Annotated in this window: 11 protein-coding genes and 1 pseudogene; 9 read left to right on the top strand and 3 right to left on the bottom strand. The window is 72.6% G+C overall.

What is annotated here, in order from left to right; translation table 11 throughout:
* Together BST11_RS27270 and BST11_RS23080 are read left to right on the top strand one after the other, a co-directional pair.
* Window positions 1-451: pseudogene (locus BST11_RS27270) on the top strand (hypothetical protein); the annotation flags it as partial.
* Entirely contained in the window at window positions 448-2,487 is a 2,040-nt protein-coding gene (locus BST11_RS23080; RefSeq protein WP_083140489.1) for a peptidoglycan D,D-transpeptidase FtsI family protein, read from the top strand. The pseudogene BST11_RS27270 and the gene BST11_RS23080, both read left to right, overlap by 4 nt.
* Window positions 2,488-2,598: 111 nt before the next feature.
* Here the strand turns inward: BST11_RS23080 and BST11_RS23075 are convergent, their stop codons facing one another.
* The 3 genes from BST11_RS23075 to BST11_RS23070 form a co-directional block, all read right to left on the bottom strand.
* Window positions 2,599-3,261 (bottom strand): sensor domain-containing protein, encoded by a 663-nt coding sequence (locus BST11_RS23075; RefSeq protein ID WP_158086816.1) that lies wholly within the window; start codon window positions 3,259-3,261, stop codon window positions 2,599-2,601.
* On the bottom strand, window positions 3,255-4,706 hold the full coding sequence (locus BST11_RS27695) for a protein kinase family protein (RefSeq protein WP_158086815.1): 1,452 nt from the start codon (window positions 4,704-4,706) through the stop codon (window positions 3,255-3,257). Before BST11_RS27695 ends, BST11_RS23075 begins: the two co-directional genes overlap by 7 nt.
* 100 nt (window positions 4,707-4,806) lie before the next feature.
* Window positions 4,807-5,061: a hypothetical protein gene (locus BST11_RS23070; RefSeq protein WP_067316828.1), complete on the bottom strand. Its 255-nt coding sequence runs from the start codon at window positions 5,059-5,061 to the stop codon at window positions 4,807-4,809.
* A 213-nt stretch (window positions 5,062-5,274) separates the two neighbouring features.
* Here BST11_RS23070 and BST11_RS23065 point away from each other — a divergent pair, with 213 nt between their 5' ends.
* The 7 genes from BST11_RS23065 (at window position 5,275) to murC (ending at window position 15,282) form a co-directional block, all read left to right on the top strand.
* The gene (locus tag BST11_RS23065) at window positions 5,275-6,834 is read left to right on the top strand and encodes a UDP-N-acetylmuramoyl-L-alanyl-D-glutamate--2,6-diaminopimelate ligase (RefSeq protein ID WP_211284769.1); all 1,560 of its coding nucleotides are present in this window, start codon (window positions 5,275-5,277) and stop codon (window positions 6,832-6,834) included.
* On the top strand, window positions 6,831-8,372 hold the full coding sequence (locus BST11_RS23060; protein WP_083140485.1) for a UDP-N-acetylmuramoyl-tripeptide--D-alanyl-D-alanine ligase: 1,542 nt from the start codon (window positions 6,831-6,833) through the stop codon (window positions 8,370-8,372). The genes BST11_RS23065 and BST11_RS23060 overlap by 4 nt, the downstream gene beginning before the upstream one ends.
* Window positions 8,369-9,448, top strand: coding sequence for a phospho-N-acetylmuramoyl-pentapeptide-transferase (mraY, locus tag BST11_RS23055; RefSeq protein ID WP_083140484.1), 1,080 nt, complete (start codon window positions 8,369-8,371; stop codon window positions 9,446-9,448). The genes BST11_RS23060 and mraY overlap by 4 nt, the downstream gene beginning before the upstream one ends.
* A 1-nt stretch (window position 9,449) precedes the next feature.
* The gene (gene murD / locus BST11_RS23050; protein ID WP_083140482.1) at window positions 9,450-10,910 is read left to right on the top strand and encodes a UDP-N-acetylmuramoyl-L-alanine--D-glutamate ligase; all 1,461 of its coding nucleotides are present in this window, start codon (window positions 9,450-9,452) and stop codon (window positions 10,908-10,910) included.
* Between the two features lie 123 nt (window positions 10,911-11,033).
* Window positions 11,034-12,581, top strand: coding sequence for a putative lipid II flippase FtsW (gene ftsW, locus BST11_RS23045; RefSeq protein WP_372509742.1), 1,548 nt, complete (start codon window positions 11,034-11,036; stop codon window positions 12,579-12,581).
* Window positions 12,578-13,786, top strand: coding sequence for an undecaprenyldiphospho-muramoylpentapeptide beta-N-acetylglucosaminyltransferase (murG, locus tag BST11_RS23040; protein ID WP_083140478.1), 1,209 nt, complete (start codon window positions 12,578-12,580; stop codon window positions 13,784-13,786). The genes ftsW and murG overlap by 4 nt, the downstream gene beginning before the upstream one ends.
* A complete protein-coding gene (gene murC / locus BST11_RS23035; RefSeq protein WP_083140476.1) occupies window positions 13,783-15,282 on the top strand; it encodes a UDP-N-acetylmuramate--L-alanine ligase in 1,500 nt (499 codons plus the stop codon). Before murG ends, murC begins: the two co-directional genes overlap by 4 nt.
* The last annotated feature ends 46 nt before the right edge of the window (window positions 15,283-15,328 follow it).

The following is a 15,328-nucleotide window of genomic DNA, read 5'->3' as shown; positions in this document are numbered from 1 at the left end:
GCTGCCCCCGGAGGTCCCGGTTCGCGTGCAACCGCCGCCCGGCGGCCCGGCCGTTCCGCCGAGGCCGGGGCCCGAGGCGCTGTTGCGGGCGCCGGACGGGGCGTCGACCGTGGGCGGCCAGCACCTGCCCGCCGCGCCCGCCGCGCCGCTGCCGGGGATGCCCGGCGGGCCCGCCACCGGGCAGTTCCACGGAGTGCTGCCGACGCCGGGGCTGCCGGGCCCGCCTCCGGCGGCGGCGCCCACCGGACCCGCCGAGGTATCGATCCCCCTTGGCGGGCTGCCCATCCCGGCCCCCGCGCCGTCACCCGCGCTACCCGCGGAGGTGCCGGTCCCGGTGCAACCGGGGCCGCCCCGGGCGGCCCGGCCCCCGCAGGCCCCACAGGCGGGGGTCCCACTCGCTCCCGGGGCGGTGGCGCCGCCCGCCGCCGTGACGCCGGGTGCCCCCAGGTGAGCCGCGGCGACGGCAGGCGCACCCGGCGGTCGCAGCCGGCGCGGCCGGCGCGCGGCCCCGGTAAACCGCAGGAGCCCAAGGCGGTCCGGCAGCCGAAGCGCGCCAGCAAGCCGAAGCGCGCCAGCAAGCCGAAGCGGGGCGAGCAGACCCGCGCGGCCAAAGGGCAGGGACCCGTCGCCGCCGGCCACTCGGCGCGGCAGCGGCGCACCCGCCAGATCCTCGAGACCGGTTCGCGGGGCGCGTCGTTCGTCTTCCGGCACCGGGCCGGCAACGCCGTCATCCTGGTCATGATCGTGGTGGCGGCGGTGCAGCTGTTCGCCCTGCAGGTCACCAACGCGCCGAAGCTGCGTGCCCAGGCGGCCGGACAGCTCAAGGTCACCGACGTCGAAAAGGCGGTTCGCGGCAGCATCGTCGACCGCAACAGCGAGCAACTCGCGTTCACCATCGAGTCGCGCGCGCTGACGTTCCAGCCCAAGCGGATTCGCCAGCAACTCGAGGAGGCGAAAAACAAGCACCCTTCCGCCCCCGATCCGGACGAGAGGCTGCGGGACATCGCCAAGGAGGTCTCCGCGCGGCTGAACAACAAGCCGGATTTCGCCACGGTGCTGAAAAAGCTGCGCAGCAACGACAATTTCGTCTACCTGGCGCGCGCCGTCGACCCCGCCGTCGCCGGCGCGATCTCCGACAAGTTCCCCGAGGTCGGCTCGGAACGGCAGGATCTGCGTCAATATCCGGGCGGATCGCTGGCGGCCAACATCGTCGGCGGCATCGACTGGGACGGCCACGGGCTGCTGGGGTTGGAGGACTCCCTGGACTCCGTGCTGTCGGGCACCGACGGCTCGGTCACCTATGACCGCGGCTCCGACGGCGTCGTCATTCCCGGCAGCTACCGCAACCGGCACCGGGCCGTCAACGGCTCCACCGTGCAGCTGACCATCGACGACGACATTCAGTTCTACGTGCAGCAGCAGGTCCAGCAGGCCAAGAACCTGTCCGGGGCGCACAACGTTTCGGCCGTGGTGCTCGACTCCAAGACCGGCGAGGTGCTGGCCATGGCCAACGACAACACGTTCGACCCTTCGCAGGACATCGGGCGCCAGGGTGACCGGCAACTGGGCAACCCGGCGGTGTCCTCCCCGTTCGAGCCGGGCTCGGTGAACAAGGTGATCACCGCGTCGTCGGTGATCGAATACGGGCTGTCCAACCCCGACGAGGTGCTGCACGTCCCCGGCTCGATCCAGATGGGCGGCGTCAGCGTGCACGACGCCTGGGAACACGGCGTGATGCCGTACACCACCACCGGCGTCTTCGGGAAGTCGTCGAACGTCGGCACCCTGATGCTGGCCCAGCGGGTCGGTCCGGAGCGCTTCTACGACATGGTCCGCAAGTTCGGGCTCGGCCAGCGCACCAACGTCGGGCTGCCGGGGGAGAGCGCGGGCCTGGTGCCGCCGATCGACCAGTGGTCGGGCAGCACGTTCTCGAACCTGCCCATCGGCCAAGGCCTTTCGATGACCTTGCTGCAGATGACCGCCATGTACCAGACGATCGCCAACGACGGGCTGCGGATGCCGCCGCGGATCATCAAGGCCACGATCGCCCCCGACGGCACCCGCACCGAGGAGCCGCGCCCGGAAGGCGTCCGGGTGGTGTCGCCGCAGACCGCTCAGACCGTGCGGGGCATGCTGCGCGCCGTGGTGCAACGCGACCCGATGGGATACCAGCAGGGCACCGGGCCGGCCGCGGCGGTGGCCGGCTACCAGATCGCCGGCAAGACGGGCACCGCGCAGCAGATCAACCCCGGTTGCGGCTGCTACTTCGACGACGTCTACTGGATCACCTTCGCCGGCATGGCCACCGTCGACAACCCGCGCTACGTCATCGGCATCATGATGGACAACCCGCAGCGCAACGCCGACGGCACGCCCGGGCACTCGGCCGCCCCGCTGTTCCACAACATCGCCGGCTGGATGATGCAGCGCGAGAACGTGCCGCTGTCACCGGATCCCGGTCCGCCGCTGACGCTGCAGGCCACCTAGCGGCGGCCGGCACCACCGCGAGACTGCAAGTACCGACAGGCCCACTCGGCCGATGTGTCGGTAGTTGCAGTCTCGCGGTGTGGCGCCGGCGATCAGCCCGGGCAGCTTCCACTACGTGGTGGGCACCTTGGCGGCGATCTGGCGGGCGATGTCGACCGCGGCGTCACCCACTCCGTATTTGCAGGCCCTGATGTCGACGGCGACGTTCTTGACGACGGCCAGCGCCCGCTGGCACTGCCAGCTGACGTTGTCCGTTTGATTTTGGGGTGCGCTGAGGGTGCCGTTGGCGTTGGAGATCGGCCCCACGGCCCACGCGGTGCCGCCGGTGGTGTACTCGCGGTTGGAGCATGCCAGCCAATCTTGGGCTGAGGCGGCGGAGAAGGCGGACGCCTTGTCGGCCGTGGGAAACAGCACGACCGCCTCCGCGACCCTGAAATTCGCGGTGGGGTCTTGCAGAATCTGCCCGCGAACCGCGTACCACCCGCTGCCGGCGTAGGCGCCATCGGCGGTCACGGCCGGGTGGTTCAAGGATTGGCATGCCTTGTCCGACAAGGAGGGTTCTTCGCTCCAGCCGCTTTCGGTGGGTGGTCGCGTGGCGACGATATCGGTGGCGCCCATGGCGGTGTTGGTTTCGGCGGGGGTGAGCAACAGATTGTCCAGCGCGGCGCTCGTGACCGGCCTTGGTCCCGTCGGTTGGGACGCCTGCGAGTGCCGTTGTCTGGCAACGACGTTGACGACAATGACCACAGCGATGCCGACAACCGCAATCAACATTGCGATTCCGAGGGGAGATCGCACAAACGCGGGTGGCGCGTCAGGACTGAGCGCCGGGGGAGAGGGCCCGACGACCGCTTTTTCTCTGCATACGCACCAAAAAAATCCCTGCTCGACCGTGTCAGCAGCAGCATTGAAATCGCCAGCATTGCGGCCAGGCTGATCATCGGCGGAAAATCGCGGAAAGCGATGCCGGCGGCGAACGCCAGGGGCGCTGCGACGAACAGCACGGTCCTGCTGACGCCTCGCCATGCGGCGATCGCGCCGCCGACGAGGAGCACGACGATCGCGAGTCCGGCCACCAAGCCAACCAGAAAGAAGTAACGGAAAAAGATTGCGAATGCGGCGAAGGTGGCGGCGTCCAGAATGGCGATGACCGCCGCGGCGGTCACGGTCCACGGGCGACGCGCGGTCGCGTCGGGCGCGCTCTGCGCGGGCGCGGGACCTGCCGCCACCGGCGCAGCCCTGGGAGGGCTCGGTGGTTTGGGGCGAGCGGTGGGCGTCGACGGTCGGGAATGGACGACAGGTATGGGCGGGGGGTCGAGTGCGGCGGCCACCGGGACTGCGGCCGCGGTCTTTTGGCGGTGTTGGGCGTGTTCGATGGCGTGGCCCAGCACGTAGGTCCAGGCTTCGGGCAGTGGGCGGCTGTGTGGCTCGTTCCGCAACGTGTCGGTGATGATCTGGCGCAGCAGATCGGGTGTCGTTGCTGGCAGGTGGGCCGGGTTCCTGGTGTCGTGGTCGCCGGCCAACAGCCGCAGCGCGAGCAGTCCGAGCTTGTAGGTGTCGGAATAGATGGTGGCCAGTGGCTCTCCCGGCGGAACGTCCCACCCGGGTGTCTCGACCTGCCGCAGTGCCGAGACGTCGTTGATGCGCATGGCGTCGCAGTCGATGAAGTAGACCGCCGCGTGCGGTGTCAGGCTGAACAGCAGGTTTTTCGGAGAGACGTCGCCTACGCACACCCCGTTCCGGTGCAAAAACGCCAGGGCGGAGGCGGCCTCGCGCAAGAGCGAATAGCGCTGCGCGTCGTCGATCTCGATGCCTCGCGCCTCCAACACCGATTGGTGATTCAACAGGTGCTGGAATTCCGCGGTGGTGGACGAAACTCCCTTCACCGTGGTGAGCGGGATGAAGAAATCCTCGGGAATGGCCGGCATCACGAATCCCATTGAGGTGCCGTCCTTCTCGACGAGGGCGCACGGCCAGGCCGCGATGGAGACCAGCCGTTCGGCTTCGCGGTAGGACAGTGAGTCCTCCACCAGGGCGGGCATGGCGGCCAGGGCGGTGAAATCGATATCGGCGCGGGTCTGGCTCTTGTATTCCTTGAAGACCATCGAGGCCGCGAACTTGGTTTTGACGTTGGGGGCGGCATAGACCACGCCCTGGCCGCCCTGCCCGATCTTGGTCAGCACCCCCAACCGGTCGCGCTGGATCACCTGCGCTGTCATGGCAGCCCCTTTACGACATCGGCCGTCACCGAAGGTCAGACAACCATCTTCAAAGATTTTGGCCGGATGCGTGTGGGAATCGGGGCGGCCGGATGTGGCTTCAGCTCTTTGCCTTCGCCAGGGCGTCCTGGCAGCCCTGAATCCACTCCCGCTGGTTGAAGCCCTGAGCCTGGTTTGTCGCCCAGGAGCCGCAGATGGTGGAGGGACCCAGCATCTGCGCCTGCGTCTGCAGCAGGCTGTTGCCGTCGGCGAACTTGAAGCCGTTGGTGTAGGAGGCGCTGTGGCCGGACCCCCCGCCGCATGCGGCGAGGGCGGCGGCGGTGAGCAGGCCGGCTGTGGCGAGAACGATCTTCATGGCTCAATCCCCTTCATCCGGTGGAGCCTGGTGTGCCCGCACCCGACGGGTGCGTTGGTACCCGAAGGTTGCGGCAACGGACTTGAAGGATCCTTGGAAAGCGGGGAGCGCGGGCGCCGGTGCCGAAGTGCCACCGGCGCCGCGACGAACCTCACGGCCGGGTGTGCCTCGGTAGGGTGTCATGGCCGATCATGGGGATGGCGCGAACCGGAGGTGTGGCTAGCTGTGGCTGAGGTGTCGGTGACCGCTGCGCTGCGACCGAGTGCCGTGCGGGGCGCGCGGTTGCCGCTGCTCGCGGCGCAGATCGGCGCCGTGCCGGCCGGCGGCGCGAAGGCCGTCCCCGACGTGCCCGTCACCGGCGTGACGCTGCGCGCCCAGGACGTGCGGCCCGGCGACCTGTTCGCCGCGCTGCCCGGCTCGACCACGCACGGCGCCGGGTTCGTCGGCGACGCGATCGCCCGCGGTGCCGTCGCGGTGCTCACCGACGCCGACGGGGTCGCCGCGATGGCCGACCAGGCCGTGCCCACCCTGGTGCACCCGGCGCCGCGCGCCGCGCTGGGCGGGCTGGCCGCCACGGTCTACGGGAACCCGTCCGAAAAGATCACCGTCGTCGGGATCACCGGAACGTCGGGCAAGACCACCACCACCTATCTGGTCGAGTCCGGCCTGCGCGCCGGCGGCCGCACGGCAGGGCTGATCGGCACCGTCGGCATCCGCATCGACGGCGCCGACATCCCCAGCGCCCTGACCACGCCGGAGGCCCCCGCGCTGCAGGCGATGCTCGCGGCGATGGCCGAACGCGGCGTGGACACCGTGGTGATGGAGGCCTCCAGCCACGCGCTGACGCTCGGGCGCGCGGACGGCACCGGGTTCGCGGTGGGGGCCTTCACCAACCTGTCGCGCGACCACCTCGACTTTCACGGCACGATGGCCGACTACTTCGAGGCCAAGGCGGCGCTGTTCGACCCCGGGTCGCCGCTGCGCGCCCGCACCGCGATCGTGTGCATCGACGACGACGCCGGACGCGAGATGGCCGCCCGCGCGGGCGATGCGATCACCGTCAGCGCCACCGGTCGGCCCGCCCACTGGCGCGTCGAGGACGTGACCCCCTGGGAAGCCGGCAGCGAGTTCACCGCCGTCGACCCCGCCGGCGTGCACCACCGGATCGGCATCCGGCTGCCCGGCCACTACAACGTCGCCAATTCCCTTGTCGCGCTGGCGATCCTGGACGCGGTGGGGGTGTCGCCGGCGCAGGCGGCGCCGGGGCTGCTGCGGACCCAAGTGCCCGGACGCATGCAGGAGATCGACCGAGGCCAGGAATTCCTCGCCCTGGTCGACTACGCCCACAAGCCGGGCGCCCTGCGCGCCGTGCTCACCGCCCTGGCGCGGCCGGGGCGGCGGCTGGCGGTGGTGTTCGGCGCGGGGGGCGAACGCGACCCGGGCAAGCGGGCGCCGATGGGCGAGATCGCCGCGCAGCTGGCCGATTTGGTCGTCGTCACCGACGACAACCCGCGCGGTGAGGATCCCGCCGCGATCCGCCGCGAGATCCTCACCGGCGCGACGGGGGGCAAAGCCGAACTGGTCGAGATCGCCGACCGCCGGGCGGCGATCGACCACGCCGTGGCGTGGGCGGGCCCCGGCGACGTCGTCCTGGTCGCGGGTAAGGGCCACGAGAGCGGGCAGCGCACCGGCGCCGAGGTCCGCCCGTTCGACGACCGGGTGGAGCTCGCCAGGGCCCTGGAGGCGCTGGCGCCGCGGGGGGCGGCCACGTGATCGACCTGACCGTCGCCCAGATCGCCGAAATCGTCGGCGGCACACTGGCCGACATCTCCCCGGAGGCCGCGGCGCGACTCCGCGTGACCGGATCCGTCGAGTTCGACTCGCGCGCCGTCGGCCCCGGCGGCCTGTTCCTGGCGCTGCCGGGCGCCCGCTCCGACGGCCATGACCACGCGGCCTCGGCGGTGGACGCCGGCGCGGTCGCGGTGCTGGCGGCGCGGCCGGTCGGGGTGCCGGCCGTCGTGGTCGAACCCCGAGCCGGGACCGGGGGCGCGCCGGCCGGGGTGCTCGAACACGACGCCGACGGGTCCGGCGCGGCCGTCCTGGCCGCCCTGGCCACGCTGGCCCGGGCGGTGGCCGCCGAGCTGGTGGCGGGCGGGCTGACCATCATCGGGATCACCGGCTCGTCGGGCAAGACCTCCACCAAGGACCTGGTGGCCGCCGTGCTCGAGCCGCTGGGGGAGGTGGTGGCGCCGCCGGGGTCGTTCAACAACGAGCTGGGCCACCCCTGGACGGTGCTGCGCGCGACGCCCAGCACCGACTACCTCGTCCTCGAGATGTCGGCGCGTCATCCCGGCAACATCGCCGCGCTCGCCGAGATCGCCCCGCCGTCGATCGGGGTGGTCCTCAACGTCGGCACCGCCCACCTGGGCGAGTTCGGCTCCCGGGACGCCATCGCACGCACCAAATCCGAACTGCCCCAAGCGATTCCACCGTCGGGCGTGGTAATCCTCAATGCCGACGACCCGGCGGTGGCGGCGATGGCCGGCGTCACCGCGGCCCGGGTGGTCCGGGTCAGCCGCGGCCCCCGCACCGACGCGGGCCCCAGCGATGTATGGGCCGAGGGAGTGTCGCTGGACGAATTGGCCAGGCCGCGCTTTACCCTGCACGCGATGGACATGCGCGGTGCCCAGGAGGTCGACGTGCGGCTCGGCGTGTTCGGCGACCATCAGGTCGACAACGCGCTGTGCGCCGCCGCGGTCGCGCTGCAGTGCGGCGCCGGCGTCGAGCAGGTGGCCGCCGCGCTGGCCGCGGCCGGCCCGGTGTCGCGGCACCGCATGCAGGTGACCACCCGCCGCGACGGCGTCACGGTGATCGACGACGCCTACAACGCCAACCCCGACTCGATGCGGGCCGGGCTGCAGGCGCTGGCCTGGATCGCCCGCGGCGAAAGGCGCAGCTGGGCGGTGCTGGGGGAGATGGCCGAGCTCGGCGACGACGCGATGGCCGAGCACGATCGCATCGGGCGGCTCGCGGTGCGCTTAGATGTGTCACGACTCGTTGTCGTCGGAACCGGGAGGTCGATGGGCGCCATGCACCACGGTGCGGTCCTCGAAGGGGCGTGGGGCGCGTGGGGCTCCGACGCCGAGCGAGGGGCGGTCAGCGTGCCCGACGCCGACGCCGCGCTGGCCCTGCTGCGCGCCGAGCTGCGGCCAGGGGACGTGGTCCTGGTCAAGGCGTCCAACGCCGCCGGTCTCGGGGCGCTCGCGGAAGCGCTCGCTTCCGACAGCTCTGTCGGCGGGGCGCGCGCGTGAGACAGATCCTCATCGCCGTCGCCGTCGCGCTGACCGTGTCGATCCTGCTGACCCCGGCGCTGATCCGGCTGTTCACCCGGCAGGGCTTCGGCCACCACGTCCGCGAGGACGGACCCCCGAGCCACCACGCCAAGCGCGGCACGCCGTCAATGGGCGGCGTGGCGATCCTGGCCGGCATCTGGGCGGGGTATCTCGGCACGCACCTGGCGGGGCTGGCCTTCGACGGCGAGGGCATCTCGGCGTCGGGCCTGCTGGTGCTGGGGCTGGCCACCGTGCTGGGCGGGGTCGGCTTCGTCGACGACATGATCAAGATCCGCAGGTCGCGCAACCTCGGGCTGAACAAGACGGCCAAGACGCTCGGCCAGCTCGTCGCCGCGGTGCTGTTCGGCGCGCTGGTCTTACAGTTCCGCAACGCCAACGGCCTGAGCCCGGCCAGCGCGAACCTGTCCTACGTGCGCGAAATCGCCACCGTCACACTGGCTCCCGGCTTGTTCGTGCTGTTCTGCGTGGTGGTCGTCAGCGCCTGGTCCAACGCGGTCAACTTCACCGACGGCCTGGACGGGCTGGCCGCCGGGTGCATGGCGATGGTCACCGCCGCGTACGTGCTGATCACCTTCTGGCAGTACCGCAACGCGTGCGTCACCGCGCCCGGGCTGGGCTGCTACAACGTGCGCGACCCGCTGGACCTGGCGCTGGTCGCGGCCGCCACCGCCGGCGCCTGTATCGGCTTTCTGTGGTGGAACGCCGCGCCCGCCAAGATCTTCATGGGCGACACCGGGTCGCTCGCGCTGGGCGGCATCATCGCGGGCCTGTCGGTCACCAGCCGCACCGAGATCCTCGCCGTCGTGCTGGGCGCGCTGTTCGTCGCCGAGGTCAGCTCCGTGGTGGCGCAGATCCTCGCCTTTCGCACCACCGGGCGCCGGGTGTTCCGGATGGCGCCCTTCCACCACCACTTCGAACTGGTCGGCTGGGCCGAGACGACGGTGATCATCCGCTTCTGGCTGCTCACCGCGATCACCTGCGGCCTGGGCGTCGCCCTGTTCTACGGTGAGTGGCTCGCCACGATCGGTGCCTGACGTGCTCGACCCCCTCGCCCCGGGCGCGCCCGTGCTGGTGGCCGGTGGCCGGGTCACCGGCGCGGCGGTGCAGGCGGCGCTGACCCGCTTCGGCGCGACGCCGACGGTGTGCGACGACGACCCGGACATGCTGCGCCCCTACGCCGAGCGCGGGATCGCGACGCTGGACCCGGCGGCCGCCATCGAGCGGATCGCCGGCTACGCGCTGGTGGTCACCAGCCCCGGCTTCGCACCGGGCACGCCGCTGCTGGCCGCCGCGGCCACGGCGGGGGTGCCCATCTGGGGCGACGTCGAGCTGGCCTGGCGGCTGGACGCCGCGGGCCGTTACGGGCCGCCGCGGCGTTGGCTGGCGGTCACCGGGACCAACGGCAAGACAACGACGACGTCGATGCTGCACGCCATGTTGACCGCCGGCGGCCGGGACGCGGTGTTGTGCGGCAACATCGGCAGCCCCGTGCTGGACGCGCTGGAGCGGCCCGCCGAGCTGCTGGCCGTCGAGCTGTCCAGCTTCCAGCTGCACTGGGCGCCCTCGCTGCGGCCCGAAGCCGGCGTGGTCCTCAACATCGCCGAGGACCACCTGGACTGGCATTCGACCCTCGCGCACTACACCGCGGCCAAGGCCCGGGTGCTGGACGGCCGGGTGGCCGTCGTGGGGCTCGACGACGCCCGGGCGGCGGCGTTGCTGGACACCGCGGCCGCGCCGGTGCGGGTCGGCTTCCGGCTCGGCGAGCCGTCGGCCGGGGAGCTCGGCGTGCGCGCCGGCCGGCTCGTCGATCGCGCCTTCGCCGACGACCTGGCGCTGCTGCGCGCCGACTCGATCCCGGTGCCGGGCCCGGTCGGGGTGCTCGACGCCCTGGCCGCGGCGGCACTGGCCCGCAGCGTCGGCGTGCCCGCCGAGGCCATCGCGGCGGCCATCTCGTCCTTCCGGGTGGGCCGGCACCGCGCCGAGGTCGTGGCCGTCGCCGACGGGATCACCTACGTCGACGACTCCAAGGCCACCAACGCGCACGCCGCCGAGGCGTCGGTGCGGGCCTACCCGCGGGTGGTGTGGCTGGCCGGCGGTTTGCTGAAGGGCGCCTCCGTCGACGCCGAGGTCGCCAGGATCGCATCGCACCTGGTCGGCGCCGTGCTCATCGGCCGGGATCGCGCGGAGGTTGCAGAGGCGTTATCGCGACACGCGCCGGATGTCCCCGTCGTCCAGGTTGTGACAGGCGAGGATGCTGATATGCATGCGACTGCTGTGGTTCCTGGTACCCCTGTTGTTGAAGTGACAGAAGTGAGACCTGGGGGCGGGGACCTCGGCGCTCGCGTGATGACCGCGGCCGTCGCCGCGGCCCGCGGGCTCGCCAGGCCGGGCGACACGGTGCTGCTGGCCCCCGCGGGCGCGTCGTTCGACCAGTTCGCGGGCTATGCCGCCCGCGGCGACGCCTTCGCGGCCGCCGTCCGCGCGGCGATCCGGTAGGCGGGCGTGGGCAAGCGGCTCAGCCGGCCCTTCCGCAGGGACAAGGGCTGGGGCACGGGGAACGACGCGGCGAAGCCGGACGCCGCGGCGACCGCCGACGCCTCCGACGCCCCGACGGACGCGATCCCGACCCGGCCGCAGCCCGAAGCGGGCGCTGCCGGGCCGCGATCGGCGGGGGTGAAGGCGCGGTTCACGGCGCTGCCGGGTGGCGTGCGCGGGCGGTTCGGCGCCTGGCTGGGCCGGCCGATGACGTCGTTTCACCTGATCATCGCCGTCGCCGGGCTGCTGACGACGCTCGGCCTGATCATGGTGCTGTCCGCCTCCGGCGTGCGCTCCTACGGCGCCGACGGTTCGGCGTGGGTGATCTTCGGCAAGCAGGTGTTGTGGACGGTCATCGGGCTGGTGGGTGCCTACCTGGCGATGCGCGTATCGGTGGGGTTCATCCGCCGCGTCGCATTCACCGGCTACCTCGTCACGATCATCCTGCTCGTGCTCGTGCTGGTTCCCGGAATCGGCAACCTGGCCAACGGCTCCCGTAAGTGGTTCGTGGTCGCGGGCTTCTCGATGCAGCCCTCCGAGCTGGCCAAGATCGCCTTCGCCATCTGGGGCGCGCACCTGCTCGCGGCCCGGCGCATGGAGCGGGCGTCGCTGCGCGAGATGCTGATCCCGCTGGTGCCGGCCGCGGTCATCGCGCTGGCGCTGATCGTGGCCCAGCCCGACCTCGGGCAGACGGTGTCGCTGGGCATCATCCTGCTGGCGCTGCTGTGGTACGCCGGGCTGCCGCTGCGGGTTTTCGTCACCTCGCTGCTGGCCGTCTTCGTCGCGGGCGCGATCCTGGCCATGTCCGCGGGGTACCGGTCGGAGCGGGTGCGGTCCTGGATGAACCCCGAGACCGACCCGCAGGACACCGGCTACCAGGCCCGGCAGGCGAAGTTCGCGCTGGCCCACGGCGGCATCTTCGGCGACGGCCTGGGCCAGGGCGTCGCCAAGTGGAACTACCTGCCCAACGCCCACAACGACTTCATCTTCGCCATCATCGGCGAGGAGCTGGGCTTCATCGGCGCCTTCGGGCTGCTCGCCCTGTTCGGGCTGTTCGCCTACACCGGGATGCGGATCGCGCGCCGCTCGGCCGACCCGTTCCTGCGGCTGCTGACCGCCACCACCACGATGTGGATCCTGGGGCAGGCCTTCATCAACATCGGCTACGTGATCGGGGTGCTGCCCGTGACCGGGATCCAGCTGCCACTCATATCCGCCGGCGGAACATCCACGGCCGCAACGCTTTTCATGATAGGAATGATGGCCAACGCGGCCCGTCACGAACCGGAGGCCGTGGCGGCGCTGCGCGCCGGGCGCGACGACAAGATGAACCGGCTGTTGCGGCTGCCGCGGCCCCGGCCGTACGCGCCGAGCCGCCTCGAGGCGTTCCGCGACCGCAAGCGCGACCCGCAGGCGGCCGGGGCGAAAGCGGCCCGCAAGAATCCCGCGCCGCCGGCGCGCAAGCCGTCGCGCAAGGCCGACGTGCCGCCGCGGCGGGCGGGCGGCCGGAAGGCCGCGCGGTCTGGGGGGACGACGCGGGCGCGGGGAGGGCATCATGGATCTGGCCAGCGGCATGCCGGTGGTCGTCCGAACCGGCGGACTCGCGCATTGGAAGGTCAGCGTTACGGGTGAACGGCACGCTCAAACAGCCGGCCGGCGGGCTGGGGGCAAGCCCCTCGCCCGCCGGTGCCGCGTCGACGGCCGACGTGGCCCTGTCGGTGGTGCTCGCCGGCGGGGGCACGGCCGGCCACGTGGAACCCGCGATGGCCGTCGCCGACGCGCTGTCCGCGCTGGACCCGCGCGTCCGGATCACCGCGCTGGGGACCGCGCGGGGGCTCGAGACCCGGCTGGTGCCCGAGCGCGGCTATCGCCTCGAGCTGATCACGCCGGTGCCGCTGCCCCGCAAGCCCAGCGGTGACCTGGCGCGGCTGCCCCCGAGGGTGTGGCGCGCCGTCCGCGAGGCCCGCGCGGTGCTCGACGCCGTCGAGGCCGACGTGGTGATCGGCTTCGGCGGCTACGTCGCGGTGCCGGCCTACCTGGCCGCGCGCGGCTTGCGGAGGCGGCGCCGCATCCCGGTGGTGGTCCACGAGGCCAACGCCCGCGCCGGGCTGGCCAACCGGGTCGGCGCCCGCAGCGCCGAGCGGGTGCTCTCGGCGGTCGCGGACTGCGGGCTGCCGCGCGCCGAGGTGGTCGGCATACCGGTCCGGGAGGCCATCACCGCGCTCGACCGCGCGGCGCTGCGCGCCGAGGCGCGCAGGCATTTCGGCTTCGCCGACGACGCCCGGGTGCTGCTGGTGTTCGGCGGCTCGCAGGGCGCGGTGTCGCTGAACCGGGCCGTCTCCGGGGCCGCCGCCGACCTGGCCGCCGCGGGGGTGTCCGTGCTGCACGCGCACGGCCCCAAGAACACCCTGGATTTGCGCGAGCCCGCGCCGGGCGACCCGCCCTACGTCGCGTTGCCCTACCTCGACCGGATGGACCTGGCGTACGCCGCCGCCGACCTGGCGATCTGCCGGTCCGGGGCGATGACCGTCGCCGAGGTCTCGGCCGTCGGCCTGCCCGCCATCTACGTGCCGCTGCCGATCGGCAACGGCGAACAGCGGCTCAACGCGCTGCCGGTGGTCGACGCCGGGGGCGGCATGATCGTCGCCGACGCCGCGCTGACGCCGGCCGTGGTCGCCCGCGAAGTGGCCGGCCTGCTCACCGACCCGCCGCGGCTGGCGGCGATGACGGCCGCGGCCGCGCGCGTGGGGCACCCGGATGCCGCGCGACGGGTGGCGCAGGCGGCGCTGGACGTCGCCCGGCTGGCGGCCGGCCCGCGGACCGGAGAAACCCGGTGAACGCCGAGCAGCTGCCACCCGAGCTGCGGCGGGTCCACATGGTGGGCATCGGGGGCGCCGGGATGTCGGGCATCGCGCGCATCCTGCTCGACCGGGGCGGCCTGGTATCCGGGTCCGACGCCAAGGAGTCGCGCGGCATCCACGCGCTGCGGGCGCGGGGCGCGCTGATCCGCATCGGCCACGACGCCTCGTCGCTGGACCAGCTGCCCGGCGGCGTCACGGCCGTCGTCACCACCCACGCCGCCATCCCGAAGACCAATCCCGAGCTCGTCGAGGCGCGGCGGCGCGGCATCCCGGTGGTGTTGCGGCCGGTCGTGCTGGCCAAGCTGATGGCCGGGCGCACCACGCTGATGGTGACCGGCACGCACGGCAAGACGACGACGACGTCGATGCTGATCGTGGCGCTGCAGCACTGCGGGCGGGACCCGTCGTTCGCGGTCGGCGGGGAGCTCGGCGAGGCGGGCACCAACGCGCACCACGGCAGCGGCGACTGCTTCGTCGCCGAGGCCGACGAGAGCGACGGCTCCCTGTTGGAGTACACCCCCAACGTCGCGGTGGTCACCAACATCGAGACCGACCACCTGGACTTCTACGGCAGCGCCGACGCCTACGTCGAGGTATTCGACGCGTTCGTGGAGCGGCTCGCCCCCGGGGGAGCGCTCGTCGTGTGCGTCGACGACCCGGGGGCCGCCGCCCTGGCCGAGCGCAGCGCCGAGCTGGGCATCCGCGTGCTGCGCTACGGGTCGGCCCCGGATCAGGACCTCGCCGCGGCGCTGCTGTCGTGGGACCAACAGGGCACCGGGGCGGTCGCGCAGATCCGGCTGGCCTCGGACCGGGACGCGGCGGACAATCCGCGGGTGATGCGGCTGTCGGTGCCCGGGCGGCACATGGCGCTCAACGCGCTGGGCGCGCTGCTGGCCGCGATCGAGATCGGTGCCCCCGCCGACGACGTCCTCGACGGGCTGGCCGGCTTCGAGGGCGTGCGCCGCCGCTTCGAGCTGGTCGGAACCTCGGGGACGGGTCCCGGCCCGAACTCGGTGGTGCGGGTGTTCGACGACTACGCCCATCACCCCACCGAGATCCGCGCCACGTTGGCCGCGGTTCGCACGCTCCTCGAGCAGAGCGGCGGTTCCGCTGGCCGCTGCATCGCGGTGTTCCAGCCCCACTTGTATTCGCGCACAAAGGCTTTCGCCGCCGAGTTCGGTCACGCGCTCGACGCCGCCGACGAGGTGTTCGTCCTCGACGTGTACGGCGCACGCGAGCAGCCGCTCGCCGGCGTCAGCGGGGCGATCGTGGCCGAGCACGTCAGCGTGCCGGTGCGCTACCTGCCGGACTTCTCCGCGGTCGCCGACGAGGTCGCCGCGGCCGTCGGCCCCGGCGACGTCGTCGTCACGATGGGCGCGGGTGACGTGACCCTGCTGGGTCCCGAGATCGTCGCGGCGCTGCGGGCGCGGGCCAACCGCGGCACGCCGGGCCGGCCGGGGGTGCCGCGGTGACCGGGCCGAACGACGGCCCGGCCGACCCGACCGCTCAGGGCGCCGA

The organism is Mycobacterium alsense, from assembly GCF_002086635.1.
Taxonomy (GTDB): Bacteria; Actinomycetota; Actinomycetes; order Mycobacteriales; family Mycobacteriaceae; genus Mycobacterium; species Mycobacterium alsense.
Note: the sequence above shows the minus strand (reverse complement) of the source record. Positions and strands in the feature narration are given on the sequence as shown.

Coding starts and splice junctions, on each gene's coding strand:
- BST11_RS23075 (WP_158086816.1), bottom strand. CDS start 3,261: ATGTTGATTGCGGTTGTCGGCATCGCTGTGGTCATTGTCGTCAACGTC.
- BST11_RS27695 (WP_158086815.1), bottom strand. CDS start 4,706: ATGACAGCGCAGGTGATCCAGCGCGACCGGTTGGGGGTGCTGACCAAG.
- BST11_RS23070 (WP_067316828.1), bottom strand. CDS start 5,061: ATGAAGATCGTTCTCGCCACAGCCGGCCTGCTCACCGCCGCCGCCCTC.